This is a genomic window from Pseudomonas wuhanensis (genome assembly GCF_030687395.1).
GTDB lineage: Bacteria > Pseudomonadota > Gammaproteobacteria > Pseudomonadales > Pseudomonadaceae > Aquipseudomonas > Aquipseudomonas wuhanensis.
The window spans coordinates 3335619-3353303 of the sequence record NZ_CP117430.1; the positions used below are offsets into that span (position 1 = coordinate 3335619).

Sequence of the window (17685 nt, forward strand, 5' to 3'; positions counted from 1 at the left end):
CCTGAGATTAATTCAACACGCGTAATAAAGCTGCCTCAAGAATCGTCAGCGCTTCGTCGATCTGATCCTCTTCGGTGACCAGAGGCGCAAGGAAGCGCAGCACATTGCGGTACACGCCGCATTTGATCACCAACAGCCCGCCAACCCTGGCCTGATCGATCAGTTGCTGGGTGAGCTCGGCATCGGGGGTGCGGGCCTCATCGTCTTTGATCAGTTCGATCGCCAACATGAAGCCGGTGCCCCGTACGTCACCAATCCGAGGGTGACGTGCCTGCAAGCGCAGCAGGCCCTGACGCAACCGCTCGCCCAATACTTCACCGCGCGCGAGTAACTGCTCTTGTTCGTAGGTTTCGATCACCGCCAACGCCGCGGCGCAAGCCAGGGCATTACCACCATAAGTACCGCCAAGACCGCCGGGTAATGGCGCATCCATGATGTGTGCACGCCCCACCACGCCCGATATCGGCAAACCACCGGCCAGGCTCTTGGCGACGGTGACCAGGTCCGGCTGAATGCCTGCGTGCTGGAAACCGAACCATTTGCCGGTGCGGCCGAAGCCGGTCTGAATTTCATCGAGAATGAGCACGATGCCATGTTGTTCGGTCAGAGCCCGCAGTGCCTGGAGAAACTCCGGCGGCGCGGAAAGGAAGCCGCCATCGCCCTGCACCGGCTCGATGATGATCGCTGCGACTCGGTCCGCAGGGACTTGGGTCGCCAGCAATTCGTTCAAGGCTTGCAGGGCCATCTCGCTGGTGAAACCGCGATAGGCGTTAGGGTACGGGGTATGAAAGACCTCAGGAGCAAAGGGCCCGAAGTTCTGTTTGTAGGGTTGGCTCATGCCGGTCAAGGTCGTGCCGAGCAACGTGCGTCCATGGAAACCGCCGCGAAAGGAGATGACCGCTGGGCGATTGGTATGCGCGCGGGCGATCTTCACCGCGTTCTCCACAGCCTCTGCGCCGGAGGTAAACAGCGCCGCCTTATAGGCTTCGCGACCACCGACCAACTCGCACAAACGCTGGACCAGGTCGAGATAGGGTTTGTAGGCCACTACCTGGAAGCACGCATGGCTGACCTTTTGCAGTTGGGCTTGCACCGCCGCGACCACTTTCGGGTGATTGTGACCGATGTTCAACACGCCGATGCCGCCGACGAAATCCAAGTAACGCGCCCCATCCACGTCCCACACCTCGGAACCCTGGGCACGATCGATAACCAGCGGGTGTGCGGTGACCAAACCCCGTGGCACGAATTGATCGCGTTGACGGAGCAAACTCGGGGTTTCTTCGACTTTACTGTTCATTGGCATCTCTCATAGTGGGCCTGGCAACCGGAAAGCGGCTGCGATGTGCTTCACAGGTTAAGCTTTCGACACAATTGTCTAAGCCGAACTTGGCCTCTGAGAAATTCGGATCGACTGTTTTCACCCCGGTAAACAGCAGAATCCTTCAGCGGTGGCCAGCCCCATGGAATCTGCCGATATGCGCCCCCTACAACGCAGCGTCATGTGTTTACGCAGAGTCTTTCGACATATCCTGCTTTGTCACTCGGGCATGCTGGATGCTCCCTATTTAATGCGAGAAATGACCCATGGCCCTGCTCTATAAAGCTGACCCGGTGCGCGGCGAACACTGGAAGCGCCTATTCGCCGAGCATGCTCCAGATATCGAATGGCGTGCCTGGCCAGACATCGGCGATCCGCAGGATATTCGCTACCTGGCGGCCTGGCAGGCACCGGACGATCTCGACACCTTGTTGCCAAACCTGCAGGTATTGTTCACCTTGTCGGCCGGGGTCGATCAGCTTGACCTTGACCGTTTGCCCACGACCCTGCCAGTGGTTCGTTTACTCGACCCGAGCATCACCCGGGGCATGTGCGAATACGCCAGTTTTGCGGTACTGACCCTGCACCGGGACATGCTCCGTTATCGCCAGCAACAAATGGCCCGGTGCTGGCAGGCTCACCTGCTGCAACCGGCAGCCAAACGTCGGGTGGGCGTGATGGGGCTCGGCACGCAGGCTCAACAGATTCTGGCCACGTTGCAGCCCTTTGGCTTTGCCTTGTCGGGCTGGGCGCGCAGCGAACATCACATTGCCGGAGTCGACTGCTTTGCGGGTGCCGAGCAACTGCCGGCCTTCCTCGGCCAGTGCGACATCGTGCTTTGTGTCCTGCCATTGACCGAACAGACTAAAGGGATTCTCAGCCGTCAGTTGTTCCAGCACCTGCCCAAAGGCGCTGCCTTGGTCAACATGGGCCGGGGTGGGCATCTGGTAGAAGAGGATCTGCTTGAAGCCCTGGCCAGCGGCCAGCTCAGCGCGGCGGTGCTCGACGTACTGGAACAGGAGCCGGCAGCGCCGGATCATCCCTTCTGGCAACATCCGCAGATATTGCTGACACCGCATATCGCTGCGATGACCCAGCCAGAAAGCGCGTTTGGCGTATTGCTGGAGAATATCCGCCGGCATCAACGCGGTGAGTCAATGCTTGGCCAAGTTGACCGCAAGCGAAATTACTAACCAGCGGCTGTCAACTCGACAGAAACAAGCGCCCGGCCAGATTTGTTACTTCGCAAACAGGCAAATCTGGCGTTTTGCAAAACAGACCTGTTTTTCATCCCGTTTCGGGCTTCTGCGGGTCCCTCTTTCCCGGAAAAAGCAGTCGATAGTTGCTGCTGACCTTACCCCCCGTTTGAGCAATAACTGCGGCCTATGAAGTCGCAACTTATGCAATCTACCGAATTGATTGCAGCCCATTGTCAGGCCTCGCCATAGCTGCGATACAGCCACCGCTGTGTGCAGCCCGGCGGTGTTTTCTTCCGGTTTGCTTCGCAGAGTTTCACTTGAGCTGCCGTAAGCGCGTTGCCTGCCGTGCAGGCAACGAATACTAATAAGATCAAATGGGGTAAGCGATGAACTTCGCAAAACAAAGCTCTCTCTCCCTGGCTGTCATTGCCGCCACCGCGCAACTGGCAATAGCGGGTCAGCAACAGCAAGCCAACGGCTTCATCGAAGACAGCAGCCTCGGGCTGCTCAACCGTAATTTCTATATGAACCGCGACTTCCGCAATGGCGGCAGCAATAGCCAGGGGATCAACGGCTCCAAGCCGTCCAGCGAGCGCAACGGCTATCGCGAGGAGTGGGCACAGGGTGCCATGCTCAACTTCGCCTCCGGTTTCACCCAGGGCACCATTGGCTTTGGCACCGATGCCTTCGCCTACGGCGGGGTCAAGCTGGACACCGGCCGTGGCCGGGCTGGCAACGGCCTGTTGCCGATCAGCAACAACCGCACGGCAGATGCCGACGTGCCAGACGCCTATGGCGAGATCGGCGGCGCAGTGAAGATGCGCATTTCCTCCACCGTGCTGAAGTACGGCGAACAACGCCCGACCGCGCCGGTATTCGCCACCGGCGACAACCGTTTGCTGCCGGAAACCGCTACCGGCTTTCAGCTGACGAGCAACGAGTTCGATGCCTTATCCTTCGAGGGAGGCCACTTCACCGCATTCAACAATCGCAATTCGACCAACTCTGATGATGGGCTGTTCACCACATACGGTGGGACCGAAGCCGACAGCGTCGACTTCATCGGCGGCACCTATAAAATCAACGACAACCTCAGTCTGAAGGCGTACACCAGTGAGGCCGTCAATGTCTGGCGTCAGCACTTCGCCAGCGCCTCCTATACGATTCCCCTGGCTGACAAGCAGTCGCTGAATTTTGGTTTGACGGCCTATAAGACCAAGGACCAAGGGGAAGCGCGAGCCGGCAAACTGGACACCACGAGCTGGTCGGCCAAGGCGGCCTGGTCCATCGGCGCTCACAAGCTCACCCTGGCCTACCAGAAGATCGATGGCGACGAGTATTTCGACTACATCGGTGTGGACTCGATCTGGCTGGCCAACTCGGTTCAGTACTCCGACTTCAACGCCCCCAACGAGCGCTCCATCCAGGCTCGTTATGACCTGAACATGGCTACGTTCGGCATACCGGGGCTGAGCTTCATGGCCCGCTATGTCAAAGGTGATCAAATCGATGGCACCAAAGCCGATCCGAACGGTGCCTATGCCAACAAGGTGGGTGACGACCAGAAGGAGTGGGAGCGTGACCTGGAAGCCAAATACGTGATCCAGGAAGGGACCGCCAAGGACTTGTCCTTCCGCCTGCGCCAAGCCACCCATCGCTCCACCTCCTTCGACAGCGATATCGACGAAGTCCGTCTGATCATCGAGTACCCGCTGAGCATTCTGTAACGGTTGTTCCCGGCCGGTTTTGCTCGTGGACCCGGCCGGCTTTCTTGAAGGCCTGCTCCTCGCTCCCTTTGCCTCGAGGCGCCCATCCGGGCGCCTTTTTTTTCAGCAATATCACCATCAGGAGTGCCTTTCGCCTTGTCCTGCACCCTGAAACCCAACCCAGTATTTGCTGCCGATCCTGCTTCTCATTTGAGCAGTAACTGTGGTCTGCAGAGCCGTCGCTGACGGAATCTGCCGAATCAATTGGAGCCTCTTGTCAGGCCTCGCCGCAGGTGAGATACCAATACTTTCCGCGGAGAAATCCGACCGATTACGCTCCCTGTCAATGGAGACCTGCCATGTCCATTTCGCAACGCCCTGCCTATATCTATCGCCCCATGACCTCGGCCGATATGGCGTCGGCCCATGCCTTGTCCGTGCAGTTGAAGTGGCCCCACCGCCTGGAAGACTGGGCCATGCTGCAGCGCATCGCGCAGGGTTTTGTCGTAGAAGACGCAGGCCGCCTGATCGGTACCGCGTTCACCTGTGCGCAGGGACATTACGCCACGATCGGCCTGGTGATCGTCAGTGACGAGTACCAGGGCCAGGGTATAGGTCGCAAGCTGATGGAGCTGGCACTTGAGGCGTGCGGATCGCGTACCGCCATGCTCAATGCGACGCTGGCCGGCGCCCCGCTTTATGCCAGCCAGGGGTTCATTGACTTTGGACATATTCAACAACATCAGGGGCACGCGCGGGTTCCTGCACCGAATGACCTGGCAACCGGTGAACGCTGCCGCCCGCTGACCGAAGCCGATCGGAGCATGCAGATTGAACTGGCCAACGCCGGCAGCGGCCTGGACAGACACGCCGTGCTCAATGATCTGTTCGATGTTGTCGAACACTCGGTCGGTATCGAGCGCGATGGTCAGCTGCGCGCTTTCGCCCTGCTGCGCCCATTCGGCCGTGGTCGCTGTATCGGCCCGGTCATCGCAGAAAACCCAGAGCAGGCCAAACACTTGATCGCGGTGTTGCTGGCCCAAGTGCCAGGCGCCTTCGTGCGCATGGATATACCGTCCGACAGCGGTCTCGCCCCTTGGCTGGAAGAGGCCGGGCTGAAGCACGTCGACACCGTCGCACAAATGGCTCGCGGTACCCCACCGCAGGCTATCGGCGCAGTGCACCAGTTTGCTCTGGTGACTCAGGCCATCGGCTGACAAATCCCACCGTTACATCCAACGCTACACGATGCATTTTCCTGGAGAAACACCTTCATGCTAGAGCCCACTGCAGTGCTGTTGGCACACGCCGATGGCAGTCCCGTCCCAACAAAATTCACCCCCGGTTCGTTGGGGGCCAACGATCCTTTCGACAGACACATTGCTTATAACGGGCCGCAGGACATTGCTGCCGGCGTGGTCCAGGCGAGCGGACAATTCAACGTCGATGACTATCCCTACAGCGAAACGATCGTGGTTCACGCAGGACAAGTCACCCTGCAGAGCCAGGATTGCACGCTCCAGTTAAATCCCGGTGACAGCGCCGTGATCGCCCGCGGTACGTCGCTGCAGATCGAAGCGCAACCCGACTCTCTCTGGGCATTCTGTGCGGATACCCAGCCCGTTGAAGAGCGCAATCCCGGGCTCACGGCACTTCCCCCGCTAACCCTGCTCTCTCCCTCGGCAGCGCCGGATGCACAAATCCTGCTAAGCCCGGCACCGCAATGTCGCTCGCACAATGTGTTCGTCGAAGAAGCGACCAACTTGCGCATCGGCATCTGGGACTCGACGCCTTATACCCGCAGAGCGAGGCCGCACATGCTGCATGAACTGATGCACCTGCTTGAAGGCAGCGTCACCCTCCAGGTGGCGGACGGCGCCCATCTGACGGTCAACACTGGCGATACGGTGTTCGTACCCCGAGGCGCCCCATGCGCCTGGAAGAGCAGCGCCTATGTGCGCAAGTTTTACGTCGTCAAATAACTCGAACTGCGTGAGCGCCGGCAGATGGATTTCTCCTTCGCCGGCCCCACCACCGAACTGATCAATCAGTTACTACGGAGCACAGATAATGGGAATAGGTGGCTTCAGTACCGGCAAGCTCCTGATCATCCTGTTGATCGTGATCATGCTGTTCGGAACCAGGCGCCTGAAAGGTCTGGGGGCGGATCTCGGCGAAACGATCAGAGGATTTCGCAAATCCATAGGCGACGATAAGTCCGTCACTGATGAGCCCAAGGACACGTGAAGTCCGGCAGACCTAGATGCCATCACCCGGAGAGTACAAGGGATTAACCAAATCATAACTTAAAGCCCCTTGGCCTCATCCCCCTCGGCGTAGCTGTAGGGCGGGTAGCCCGCGTCACAAAGAATGACCACGTCTATAGGGTCGCTCGCCCAACTCCTCGCGTGCAACGCACACCCCAGTAAAACCATCAGCAACATCCGCATGAAAGGCTTCCTTCACATTCCGTTGATCCCCTCCGCTACCCCCTTCGCTACAAGGGAAGGGATGTTAAAAACGGGCGCGATAAACAAAAAAAAGCCCGCAGTGTGAACGGGCTAAAAGGGTGAGTCACAAGAATGAATAAAGCTTCCTGCTGACCAGTTGTTACCTCGGCTCAAAGCAACGCGGCGATTGCCCTGCCGACATCCTGGGTCGATCCCTGCCCTCCCAGATCGGGAGTGATTGGCCCCTCGGCGATGACCTGTTCGATCGCCTGTAGAATTCCGTCATGCGCCGCGCGATAACGTTCATCACCGTTGCCGAGGAAATCCAGCATCAAGGCCCCGGACCAGATCATCGCAATCGGGTTGGCGATGTTCTGCCCATAGATGTCCGGCGCCGAGCCATGCACCGGCTCGAACAGGGAGGGGAAGCGTCGCTCCGGATCGAGGTTGGCCGACGGCGCGATGCCGATGGTTCCAGCGCAGGCCGGTCCCAGGTCGGACAGAATGTCGCCGAACAAATTCGACGCCACCACCACATCGAAACGGTCCGGTTGCAGCACGAAACGCGCGCACAGAATGTCGATGTGTTGCTTGTCCCAGGTGACGTCCGGGTACTTCGCAGCCATCAATGCAGTGCGCTCGTCCCAGTACGGCATGCTGATGGAAATGCCGTTGGACTTGGTCGCCGCCGTCAGGCGTTTGCGCGGCCGGGTCTGGGCCAGGTCGAAGGCGAACTTGAGAATCCGGTCCACGCCGCGTCGGGTAAACACCGACTCTTGCAGCACGAACTCATGTTCGGTGCCTTCGAACATCTTGCCGCCGACCGACGAATACTCGCCTTCGGTATTTTCCCGGATCACCACAAAATCGATGTCCCCGGCTTCGCGCCCGGCCAGCGGACAGGGCACACCGGGAAACAGCCGCACCGGGCGGATGTTCACGTATTGGTCGAAGTCACGGCGAAACTTCAGCAGCGAACCCCACAGGGAAATGTGATCCGGCACTTTGTCCGGCCAGCCCACGGCGCCAAAGTAAATCGCGTCGAAGCCCTTGAGTTGCTCGAACCAGTCGGCGGGCATCATCTGCCCGTGTTCCAGGTAGTAGTCGCAATGCGCCCAGTCGAGAACCTCAATGCTCAAATCCAGTTGCCACTTCTTCGCGGCTTGTTCCAGTACCCGCAGCCCTTCCGGCAAGACTTCCTTGCCGATGCCATCGCCGGCAATCGCGGCGATTCTGAATGGTTTGCTCATCAATCGTGGCTCCTCAATATCTGTTCCAACGGTGACCGGATCACAGCCCACCGATGTGGAAGGCTTTGACTTCAAGGTATTCATCCAGGCCGTACTTGCTGCCTTCGCGACCCAGGCCCGATTGCTTGATACCGCCGAAGGGGGCGACTTCCATGGAAATGAGCCCGGTGTTGAGACCAATCATGCCGAACTCCAGCGCCTCGCCAAACCGCCATGAACGGCGCAAGTCCTGGGTGAAGAAATAGGCGCCCAAGCCATACGGCGTGGCATTTGCCAAGGCCAGCGCCTCTTCCTCAGTGGTAAAACGCATCAGCGGTGCAACTGGGCCGAAGGTTTCTTCGCTGGCCAGCAACATCCCGGCATGGGCTTCAGCGAGCACTGTCGGTTGGACGAACTGGCTGTCACCCTCGGGGATACCACCACAGAGCAGACGGGCTCCCTGGCTCAAGGCATCGTCGATATGTCGGGCGACCTTGCTCACCGCTGCGGCATTGATCAGTGGGCCGATGGTGACATCGGCGTCCAGGCCATTGCCGACCTTGAGCTTGCCCACCTCCTCCACCAAACGCTGGGCGAAGCGCTCGTAGATTCCGTCCTGCACCAGAATCCGGTTGGCGCAGACGCAGGTTTGCCCGGCGTTGCGAAACTTGCTGAGCATGATGCCGGCCACTGTCTGCTCAAGGTCAGCGTCGTCGAACACAATGAACGGCGCGTTACCGCCCAGTTCCAGGCTCAAGCGCTTGATGTGTTCGGCGCTCTGGCGCATCAGCAGTCGACCGACAGCGGTGGAACCGGTGAAGGAGATTTTGCGCACTGTCGGGTTGCCGGTCAGTTCTTCGCCGATGCCGGCGGGCATGCCGGTCACTACGTTGAACACCCCGACCGGAATGCCGACCCGTTCGGCGAGTACTGCCAGAGCCAGCGCCGACAGCGGGGTCAGGTCCGAGGGTTTGACAATGACCGGGCAGCCCGCCGCCAGGGCTGGTGCGCATTTACGGGTGATCATCGCGTTGGGGAAGTTCCACGGGGTGATCGCGGCGCAGACCCCGACCGGCTGCTTGAGCGTGAGCAAGCGGCGGTCGCCGCTGGGTGCCGGTATGGTTTCGCCGTAGACCCGTCGGGCTTCTTCGGCGAACCATTTGACGAAGCCGGCGCCGTAGCGAATTTCGCCCTTGGCTTCATTCAGCGGTTTGCCCTGTTCGCAGGTCATGATCAGCGCCAGGTCGTCGAGGTTGTCGATCATGGCCTGATACCAGCGCTCCAGCAGCGCCGCGCGCTCTGCCGCCGGGCGTGCGCGCCATGCCGGCCAGGCGCGGTCGGCGGCTTCAATGGCGCGTCGGGTTTCGCTGCCTTGCATCGCAGGTACGCGAGCGAGCAACTGGCCGCTGGCCGGGTCGATGACGTCAAGGGTGGCGGCGTTGTCGGCGCCGATCCACTGACCGTCGATGTAAGCGAGTTCTACCAGCAGGCTGGGGTCTTTCAGGCGATTTTTGAGCATGGTGTCGAGTCCTGTTCCGAGACAGCCTTCAGTCTATTGGGTCGTCCCGGACGAGGATGCTGAAAGCGCCGCCCCAGCAGCCTTCGAATGCTGAAAATCAGCATTCGACAGCAGGCTCTACCGTTGGTTTGTGATGATCGGACACGACTAACTCGGTCAGACGATGAAATGCTTGACCATGCTATTCAACTCGCTGGCCAAGCCCGCGAGTTCGCGGCTAGAGGCCTGGCTCTGATGGGTCCCGGCCGAAGCCTGTCGGGAAACATCACGGATATTGAGCAGGTTGCGGTCCACCTCACGGGCAACATGGGATTGCTCTTCGGTGGCACTTGCAATACACAGATTGCGTTCGTTGATCTGAGCGATGTCATCGACGATGGCATTCAGTGCCGCGCCTGCCGCACGAGCGACCTCCAGGGTTTCCCGGGTTTTACCATTGCTGCTTTGCATGGCTCGCAAGGTGCCGTGGCTGCTTTTTTGCACAGAGCCGATGATCGTCTCGATCTGTTTGGTCGATTCCTGGGTTCGTTGCGCCAACGCCCGGACCTCGTCCGCCACTACGGCGAAACCCCGTCCACTTTCGCCCGCGCGAGCCGCCTCGATCGCCGCATTCAAGGCAAGCAGGTTCGTTTGCTCGGCAACGCCGCGAATTACATCCATCACCGAGCCGATATCACCTATCTGGCCTGCCAGGGCCTGCAGGGCTCCGGCGGTATCCTCGATATCCTCGGTCAATGATTCGATGGCACCGACGGTACGGCTGACACTCTCCTGCCCCTGTCGCGAGCGCTGGTCTGCTGCCTGGGACACCTCCGAGGCCCAGGCGGCATTGCGCGCCACGTCTTCAATCGCGCCAGTCATTTGGGTCACCGCACTGGCTGCCTGATCGAGTTCAGCGCTCTGGCGTTGCACACCACGGGTGGCCTCATCGGTCACGGCGCTCAACTGAGCGGAGGTCGTGGCCAGTCGCTCGGAAGAACTCAACACCTGCCTGACGGTACTGCGCAAGTTCATCTGCATGCGTTCAAGCGCCTGCAGCAGGCGCGCCGCCTCATCCATGCCAACGATATCCAGTGATTGGGTCAGGTCACCCTTGGCGATACGCTCGGCTGCCGCCATGGCAATCGCCAACTGTTTCAACAGACGCAGCACGATCAAGGTCGCCAAGGTCCCGCCAGCTAACAGCAGTGCCAGCAAACCTGTAGACATCAGGATGAGTCTCTGCCGGTCACTGTCGCGGCGTTTCATCAGCGCCTCATCGAGCGCCGTCAGCGCTGATTGGCCGAGGGCATACAAGGCATCAACCGGTTTGTTGTAAGCAGTCAGGTAATCGCCAACCGGGTAATTGAGCTTAAGCGCGTACAAGGCATCGGTAGGCTCGTTAATCCCTGCGGAGTTTGCGCTGGGCACGAAATCCAGGTCCATTTCGACGACCGATACCAATCGCGCATTGCTGAGTTCAAGCGCCTGCTGGATCTGCGGACCTAGCGCCGTTAGCGGTGCTTCCAGCAGAGCCTTGAGTTCCGGCTCGGCAGCACTCGCCTTGGTCAAGGCACGTGCCGTCTTGTCAACGCTGCTCAGCGCCTGAGTGGCCAGGCCACGCAACGCACCTTGTTGCTCGGGCAAGATCCGGCCCTGTGCCAGATACAGGCCACCGGCACCACGCAACTGACCCAACAACTCGCTGGCTTTCGGCAATTCGATCAGGGCACCCGCAATCAGCGCGTCAGTCCCTAAAACCGGGTCCAGTGACAGTTCGAAGTGATCGAGCAACGCATCCTCAATCAGCAGGCAGGCTGCGATCAACTGGCTATGCCAGGCCAGACTCTGCGGACCTTTGACTGTGGCCTGGCTAACCTGGTCGGCCAGCTCGCGCCATTGTTGTTGCGTCTGCCGCCAGGTAGCCAGGATCTCGGGGCCGACCTCGGCCTCCTGTAACACACGCTCGGTTGCGTCGAAGGCGCGATCCACCTCGGCCTGCTTGTTCAGACGAGCCTCGTGGAAGGTCTGGTTGCCGCCCAGCACGACGGATGACAAATCGCGATGTTGCTGCGTCAAGTGAATGAGCTGGAGCAACCCCTGCACCGGTCGTATGCCGCGCAGCTCAAGATTTGTCTGGCGGCTATGCTGGTACGCACCCAGTACGTAAAGGCTGGTTGGAATGGCAATCAGGGTCACGGCTAGCAAGCCGAGCAAGACAAACTTGCCAGAGAATGACAGGCGCTCAAGCACTTTCATGAGGGAACTCCGGAAGGGTTGCGAGTGGCTAGCGGCTTTCTGAATAGACGCAGTCAAGCCTGGGAAGGCTTTCTCAGCACTTCCCACACTGTCGGTACGTTGAAGGGGTGAACCGGGCGTCATGCCATAACCAGGACACAAGCGTGGTGCGCAAAGTGTTCGGCGTAGGCAAACGGAACTCTAAAGCCGCATCGAGCCCAACAACCCTTGCAGAAAGTGCTCGCCGGCTTCCATCTGGTTGATCTCGATGAACTCGTCAGGCTTATGCGCCTGTTCTATCGAGCCCGGGCCACAGACCACCACGGGTACATCCAGCCGCTGTTTGAACAACCCGCCCTCGGTGCCGAAGGAGACCTTGGCGGTACCGGTATCCGGTGCGGCAAAGTTCTTCAGAAAACGCACCGCTTCGACACTCGGGTGAGTATCGAGGCCGGGATAGACGTTCAGGGTTTCGATTTCGATGTCCGCCACACTGGACAGCTTTTTGGCTTCACGCACGATCACTTCGGCGCGCTCGCGCATCTGCTCCAGAAACTGATCCGGATCGTCCGCCGGCAAGTTACGCACTTCGAAATCGAGGGTGCACAGATTCGGCACGATGTTCAGCGCCTTGCCGCCGACAATCTGCCCGACATGCACGGTGCTGTAAGGCACGTCGTAATCCGCATCCTGCGCGCCCTGCTCTTGCAGTTGCAGCTGGCTCTGACGCAGCGCAGCGATGAAATCACAAGCCACGTGAATCGCGTTGACCGAACGCGGTGCCAGCGAGGAATGCGCTTCCAGGCCGCGACAGTAAGTGCGGTAAGAACCCTTGCCCTTGTGCCCAAGCACGAATTGCATATGGGTAGGTTCGCCAATCACACATAAAAACGGCCGCACCGGCGCCAGGTGCAACACGTCGAGCAAACGGCGCACACCCACGCAACCGATCTCTTCGTCATGGGACAGCGCCAATTGCAATGGCCGATTCAAGGAATGGTCAGCGGCGTCGAGCATGGCGTCGATGGCCAGCGCGATAAAGCCCTTCATATCGCAACTGCCACGCCCGTAAATCCGCCCGTCCTGCACCGTCGCCTGAAACGCCGGAAAGGTCCAGGCCTGCCCCGCTGCCGGCACCACATCGGTGTGCCCGGACAGCAAAATCCCCGGCACCTCCCGTGGACCGGTACTGGCGAACAGGTTGGCCTTTTTGCCGCTTTCGTCCTTGACGATCAATGACTCGATGCCCTTGGTCAGCAGCAGATCGCGCACGTACTCGATCAAGGCCATGTTCGACTCCGACGACACGGTGTCAAAGGCCATCAGACGTTTGAGAATGTCCAGTACGCGGGGTTTCATAAAGCCCTGCTCCTTTGCTCAGTTGTCCGTTGCTCGGCTGAAGACGCGAACCGGTTGATGGAGAACGGTAAAATCGAAGTGCTGGTGCTGCCGGTGCTGATCAGTTCGGCCATCACGTCGCCCACGCCCGGACCGAGCTGGAAGCCATGGCCGGAGAAACCGAAGGCATAGAACAAGCCATCAACGGTGCCGCTTGGCCCCATCACCGGCAGAGAATCAGACAGATAGCCTTCGATGCCGCTCCACACGCGGATGATGTTCAGGTTGCCGACACCCGGCAGCAGGCGCCGCATCTGATCCATCTGATTGAGAATGCTGCGCGGCTCGACATAGGCCCGACGGTTGAGCATGTCTGGTTCGCTGCGATAGCCGCCACCGATGATGATGTTGCCGCGGGGTATCTGGCGGAAATAGATCACTTCCTCGGGAATTTTGGTGTACACGCCGATCACCGTCGGCAAGGCGTACGGCACCGGTTCGGTCACGGCCATTTGCGGACCTTTGGTCTCAAGCGGCACCGGCTCGCCGAACTGCGCCGAGAGTTTCTGGCCCCAGGCGCCGGCAGTAATCAGCAGGCGTTCTGCGCTGAACTGGCGGCCGTCGGTGGTACGGATGTTGAACTCGCCGCCGACCTTCTGCACCTCGGCCACTTCAGTCCGTTCTTCGATCCGTGCGCCGAGACGTCGTGCCGCCCGGGCAAACGCCGGGGCTGCCAGACGCGGGTTGGCGTGACCATCGTGGGGAGCGTAGGAGCCGCCCTTCACATCCGGGCCGAGGAACGGAAAGCGCTTGTGCAACTCGTCGCCACGAAAGATCTTCAAGTCCAGCTGCTCCGCCTCAGGGGCGTCTGCGTAGGCTTGCAACTCGGCGATTTCGTCTTCGCGGTAACACACGCGCAAATGCCCGCTGGCGATGAATTCCAGGTCATCGTCGATCAGCTCCGGCAGACGCTTCCACAGCGCCCAGGAGCGATTGGCCAGTTCCAGCTGCCCAAGATAACGCCCTTGACGTCGCACGTTGCCGAAGTTCACGCCGCTGGCGTACTGACCGATCTGGTCGCGTTCCAGCAAAATCACTGACTTGCCGCGCTGGCGCAGAAAAAACGCCGCCGCCGAGCCCATCAGGCCGCCGCCGACAATCACGACATCGGCTTTGTGTAGCGTCATGACGACACCTCCTCGGTGAGCATCGAAAGGGGTTTGACCGGTGCCTGACCGCGCTGACGACCGACCTGTTCCACGCAAACGCCGGCGGCCGCGGCAATCACTTCAGCCCCGGCCTGGGAGCAATAACGCCCCTGGCAGCGGCCCATGCCGACCCGGCTGAAAGCCTTGGCCCGGTTGACTTCACAGGCGCCTTTTTCCCGGACCACTGCACGCAATTCACCTGCGCTGATCATTTCGCAGCGGCAGACGATGGCCGTGTCCGGCAACGCTTTGGCTTGCGCCGTCGGCCAGGGAAACGCCTGGGCCAGACCGAGACGAAATTCATCCATCACCGCCAGCGCGTGCCGTTGTTCGTCGCGCAACCCGATGTTCACCGGTTGCTGCAGATCCTCCAGCAACGCCATGGCCACCAGTCTCCCGGCGTGCTCGGCAGCATCGGCACCGCGAACTTTCGAACCGTCGCCGGCGGCATATACACCGCTGACCGAGGTCCGACCGTCTTCATCGACGGCCAGCCACCATTGGCTGGAGGCCTCATCAAAGCGCATACGGCAGCCGGCCAGGTCGGCCAATTGGGTTTCCGGGCGCAAGTGATAACCCAGCGCCACGGCATCGCACGCCACCGTCAAGGTGTCGCCGCGCGCCGTGCGCACGCGTACGCCACTGACACCGTTGGCCGGATCGCCCAGCACTTGAAGCGGCGAAATGCCCAGATGCACCGGGATTTTCGCTCGATAGAGCTGCGCCAGCAGTTTCATCCCGGTGAACAGCAATCCGGGGCGCGCCAACAGCTTGGGCAACGCACCGATCCGCTTGCTCAACGGCGAAGTGTCGAGCACCGCCGCGACCTTGGCCCCGGCTTTCACATACTGACTGGCGACCAGATACAGCAACGGTCCGCTGCCCATGAACACCACGCGGTGGCCGATGGATACTGCCTGGGACTTGAGCGCGATCTGCGCCCCGCCGAGGCTGTAAGTGCCCGCCAACTGCCAGCCTTCAATCGGCATCAAGCGGTCGGTGGCACCGGTGCACAGGATCAGCGTGTCGAAATCCACCGTCGAGTGCTTGCCCTGGCTGACGCAGCACAGTTGCCCCGGCGTCAGGTTCCACACCAGTGTGTCCGCACGATAGTCGATCTGCCCGCGCAAGCGGTCGAAGCTCTGGTGCAGGTCGTTGGCCTTGGCGGCTTCGGTGCCATACAGCGTGGCGTAATCGCGGGTAAAGCCTTCGGGTTGGCGACGGTAGATCTGCCCGCCATCCCGGCGATTCTCGTCAATCAGGATGGGCTTGAAACCAGCGGCGACCAGGGTTTCGGCACAACGTATGCCGGCCGGCCCGGCGCCGACGATAACGACTCGGTGAGTGCTCAGCCGCGCAGTGGCCATATCGCCTCCGGTTGTGTGGTGACAATATCCAGCCCTTCACGGACTTCATTGGAACAGGCGCGCAGACGCTCGCCGCTGCGGGTCCAGACCCAGCAGTCCTGGCAGGCGCCCATCAGGCAGAAACCGGCGCGGCGGCCCGGATCGAACTCCGATTGGCGCAACGCCGAACCCTGGGTCAGCAACGCGACCATCAGCGTATCGCCCTGCAGCGCCTCGATAGGCTTGCCGTCTACCTGCAGTTTGATGGTGGGGCGGCCCTGTTCGGCCAGCCTTACGAAACGCCCGTTCATGCATAGGCTCCCGCGATCATGCTGTTTGAATCCTTCTGGGTTTTCAGCAACTCGGCACTGTCGTGATGACAAAGGACTTCACTGCCGCCAACAATCATCCGACGGGGCGCAGGGACGCAATTGCACAGACCGTCGACCCGCACCGGGCAACGATTGAGGAAGGTGCACAGCCCAGGCACATCGGCCTTGGCCCCGATCGGCGGCAGCGTTCCGCAGGTGGTTGTTCCGCAAGCTTCCAGCCAGCCCTGGCGCAACTCCGGCACCGAATGGATCAACAAATCGGTGTAGGGATGAAACGGCGCCTCAGCGTACGACTGGCGACTGCCGGCCTGAATCTTGTGGCCGCTGTACATCACCACAATGTCGTCGCACAGCGCCCGCACGGTGGAGATGTCATGGCTGATGAACAGATAGGACACCCCCAGTTGCTGGCGCAGGTCACGCAGCAGTTCGAGAATCGCTGCACCCACCACGGTATCCAGCGCGGAGGTCACCTCGTCGCACAGAATCAGATCCGGTTTGGCTGCCAGGGCCCGGGCCAGATTGACCCGTTGTTTTTGCCCACCGGACAGTTCGTTCGGACGACGTTCAGCCAGGCTCCGTGGCAGGCGCACCAGGTCCAGCAGCTCATCGATACGCTGGCGCAGTGCGGCGCCCTTGAGGCCGAAATACATCTTCAGCGGCCGGCTCAGGATGGTGCTGACGCTGTGCATCGGGTTGAGCGCGGTGTCGGCATTCTGGAAGACCATTTGAATACGTCGGAACTGCTCGTCGGTGCGCGACGACAGGCTGCCACCCAAGGGCTGGCCATCGAAGGTCAGCCCGCCGAGGGCCGGCGCCAACAATCCGGCCACCACCCGCGCCAGGGTCGACTTGCCGGAACCCGACTCACCGATCACGCCGATGGCCTGGCCTCTGCGAACCGTCAGGTCGATGTCTTCCAGCACGCGAATGGCCGGCATGCCTTGCGCGTTCTTGTTGCCGTAACCGGCGGTCAGGCCGTGGATAGTCAGTAGCGGCGTCTCTTCGGCGATGCCGCAAGGCGGGCGGATCGTCGTATCCGGCCGCGCCGCCGCCAACAGGCTGCGGGTGTATTCATGGGCCGGACCATCGAGCAATGGGCCGGTGGCGCTCTGTTCGAAGATCTGGCCGCCATTGAGCACCACGATCTGGTCAGCCATCTGCGCGACCACGGCCAAGTCATGGGACACATAGACCGCTGTCGCCCCACGTTCACGGACCACCCGTTTGAAGGCACGCAGCACATCGATCTGGGTGGTCACATCAAGCGCCGTCGTCGGCTCGTCGAGCACTACCAGCAATGGATCGCTGATCAGCGCCATGGCCGCCATCACCCGTTGCAGTTGCCCGCCGGAGACTTGATGGGGGTAGCGTTGGCCAATGCGATCGGGGTCTGGCAGGGCCAGATCGCGGAACAACTCGATGGCCTTGGCCTCAAGCACAGCCCGGCTGCCCAGACCATGAATCAACGCGCCCTCCACCACTTGGTCGATGAGTTTTTTCGCCGGGTTGAACGCCGCCGCAGCGCTTTGCGCGATGTACGACACCCGATTGCCGCGCAGGCCTTGCAGCTCGCTTTCGCTCAACGCCAGCATGTCGTGTTCGCCGATTTGCACCACGCCGCCCGCCAGCCGACAACCGCGCCGGGCATAACCGAGCAACGCCAAGGCAATAGTGGTTTTGCCGGAGCCGGACTCACCGATCAACGCCAGCACTTCACCTTTTTGCAGGGAGAAGCTCACGCCCTTGACGATTTCCACCTCACCGAGCTCGCCACAGGCGACCACTCGCAGGTCCTGAACTCGAATTAATTCGCTCAT

14 protein-coding genes are annotated in these 17685 nt (G+C 60.6%); 5 read left to right on the forward strand and 9 right to left on the reverse strand.

Annotated elements, in window-relative coordinates; genetic code table 11:
- Positions 1 to 7: 7 nt before the first annotated feature.
- Positions 8 to 1300 carry a 4-aminobutyrate--2-oxoglutarate transaminase gene (gene gabT, locus PSH88_RS15315; RefSeq protein WP_305421352.1) on the reverse strand — a complete coding sequence of 431 codons (1293 nt, stop codon included), beginning with the start codon at positions 1298 to 1300 and terminating at the stop codon, positions 8 to 10.
- A gap of 287 nt (positions 1301 to 1587) precedes the next feature.
- Between gabT and PSH88_RS15320 the strand changes: the two genes are divergently transcribed.
- The 5 genes from PSH88_RS15320 to tatA all read left to right on the forward strand — a co-directional run bounded on the left by PSH88_RS15320 (position 1588) and on the right by tatA (position 6473).
- Complete coding sequence (locus PSH88_RS15320) at positions 1588 to 2514, forward strand: 2-hydroxyacid dehydrogenase (RefSeq protein WP_305421353.1); 927 nt, start codon at positions 1588 to 1590, stop codon at positions 2512 to 2514.
- A gap of 392 nt (positions 2515 to 2906) precedes the next feature.
- On the forward strand, positions 2907 to 4247 hold the full coding sequence (locus tag PSH88_RS15325; protein ID WP_305421354.1) for an OprD family porin: 1341 nt from the start codon (positions 2907 to 2909) through the stop codon (positions 4245 to 4247).
- A 338-nt stretch (positions 4248 to 4585) separates the two neighbouring features.
- Positions 4586 to 5443: a GNAT family N-acetyltransferase gene (locus tag PSH88_RS15330; protein WP_305421355.1), complete on the forward strand. Its 858-nt coding sequence runs from the start codon at positions 4586 to 4588 to the stop codon at positions 5441 to 5443.
- Positions 5444 to 5500: 57 nt separating this feature from the next.
- A complete protein-coding gene (locus tag PSH88_RS15335) occupies positions 5501 to 6208 on the forward strand; it encodes a cupin domain-containing protein (RefSeq protein WP_305421356.1) in 708 nt (235 codons plus the stop codon).
- A gap of 88 nt (positions 6209 to 6296) precedes the next feature.
- Entirely contained in the window at positions 6297 to 6473 is a 177-nt protein-coding gene (gene tatA, locus PSH88_RS15340; RefSeq protein WP_305421357.1) for a twin-arginine translocase TatA/TatE family subunit, read from the forward strand.
- Positions 6474 to 6846: 373 nt separating this feature from the next.
- Here the strand turns inward: tatA and PSH88_RS15345 are convergent, their stop codons facing one another.
- From PSH88_RS15345 to PSH88_RS15380, 8 genes are all read right to left on the reverse strand, one after another.
- Positions 6847 to 7926, reverse strand: a complete 1080-nt coding sequence (locus tag PSH88_RS15345) for a tartrate dehydrogenase (RefSeq protein WP_305421358.1) — start codon at positions 7924 to 7926, stop codon at positions 6847 to 6849.
- Between the two features lie 40 nt (positions 7927 to 7966).
- Complete coding sequence (locus PSH88_RS15350; RefSeq protein ID WP_305421359.1) at positions 7967 to 9424, reverse strand: NAD-dependent succinate-semialdehyde dehydrogenase; 1458 nt, start codon at positions 9422 to 9424, stop codon at positions 7967 to 7969.
- A gap of 156 nt (positions 9425 to 9580) precedes the next feature.
- Entirely contained in the window at positions 9581 to 11662 is a 2082-nt protein-coding gene (locus tag PSH88_RS15355) for a methyl-accepting chemotaxis protein (protein WP_305421360.1), read from the reverse strand.
- A 180-nt stretch (positions 11663 to 11842) separates the two neighbouring features.
- Positions 11843 to 13000: an acetylornithine deacetylase gene (gene argE, locus PSH88_RS15360; RefSeq protein ID WP_305421361.1), complete on the reverse strand. Its 1158-nt coding sequence runs from the start codon at positions 12998 to 13000 to the stop codon at positions 11843 to 11845.
- Positions 12997 to 14166, reverse strand: a complete 1170-nt coding sequence (locus tag PSH88_RS15365) for an NAD(P)/FAD-dependent oxidoreductase (protein ID WP_305421362.1) — start codon at positions 14164 to 14166, stop codon at positions 12997 to 12999. Before PSH88_RS15365 ends, argE begins: the two co-directional genes overlap by 4 nt.
- The gene (locus tag PSH88_RS15370; protein WP_305421363.1) at positions 14163 to 15554 is read right to left on the reverse strand and encodes an FAD/NAD(P)-dependent oxidoreductase; all 1392 of its coding nucleotides are present in this window, start codon (positions 15552 to 15554) and stop codon (positions 14163 to 14165) included. The genes PSH88_RS15365 and PSH88_RS15370 overlap by 4 nt, the downstream gene beginning before the upstream one ends.
- On the reverse strand, positions 15536 to 15844 hold the full coding sequence (locus tag PSH88_RS15375; protein WP_305421364.1) for a (2Fe-2S)-binding protein: 309 nt from the start codon (positions 15842 to 15844) through the stop codon (positions 15536 to 15538). The genes PSH88_RS15370 and PSH88_RS15375 overlap by 19 nt, the downstream gene beginning before the upstream one ends.
- On the reverse strand, positions 15841 to 17685 hold the full coding sequence (locus PSH88_RS15380; protein ID WP_305421365.1) for an ABC transporter ATP-binding protein: 1845 nt from the start codon (positions 17683 to 17685) through the stop codon (positions 15841 to 15843). The genes PSH88_RS15375 and PSH88_RS15380 overlap by 4 nt, the downstream gene beginning before the upstream one ends.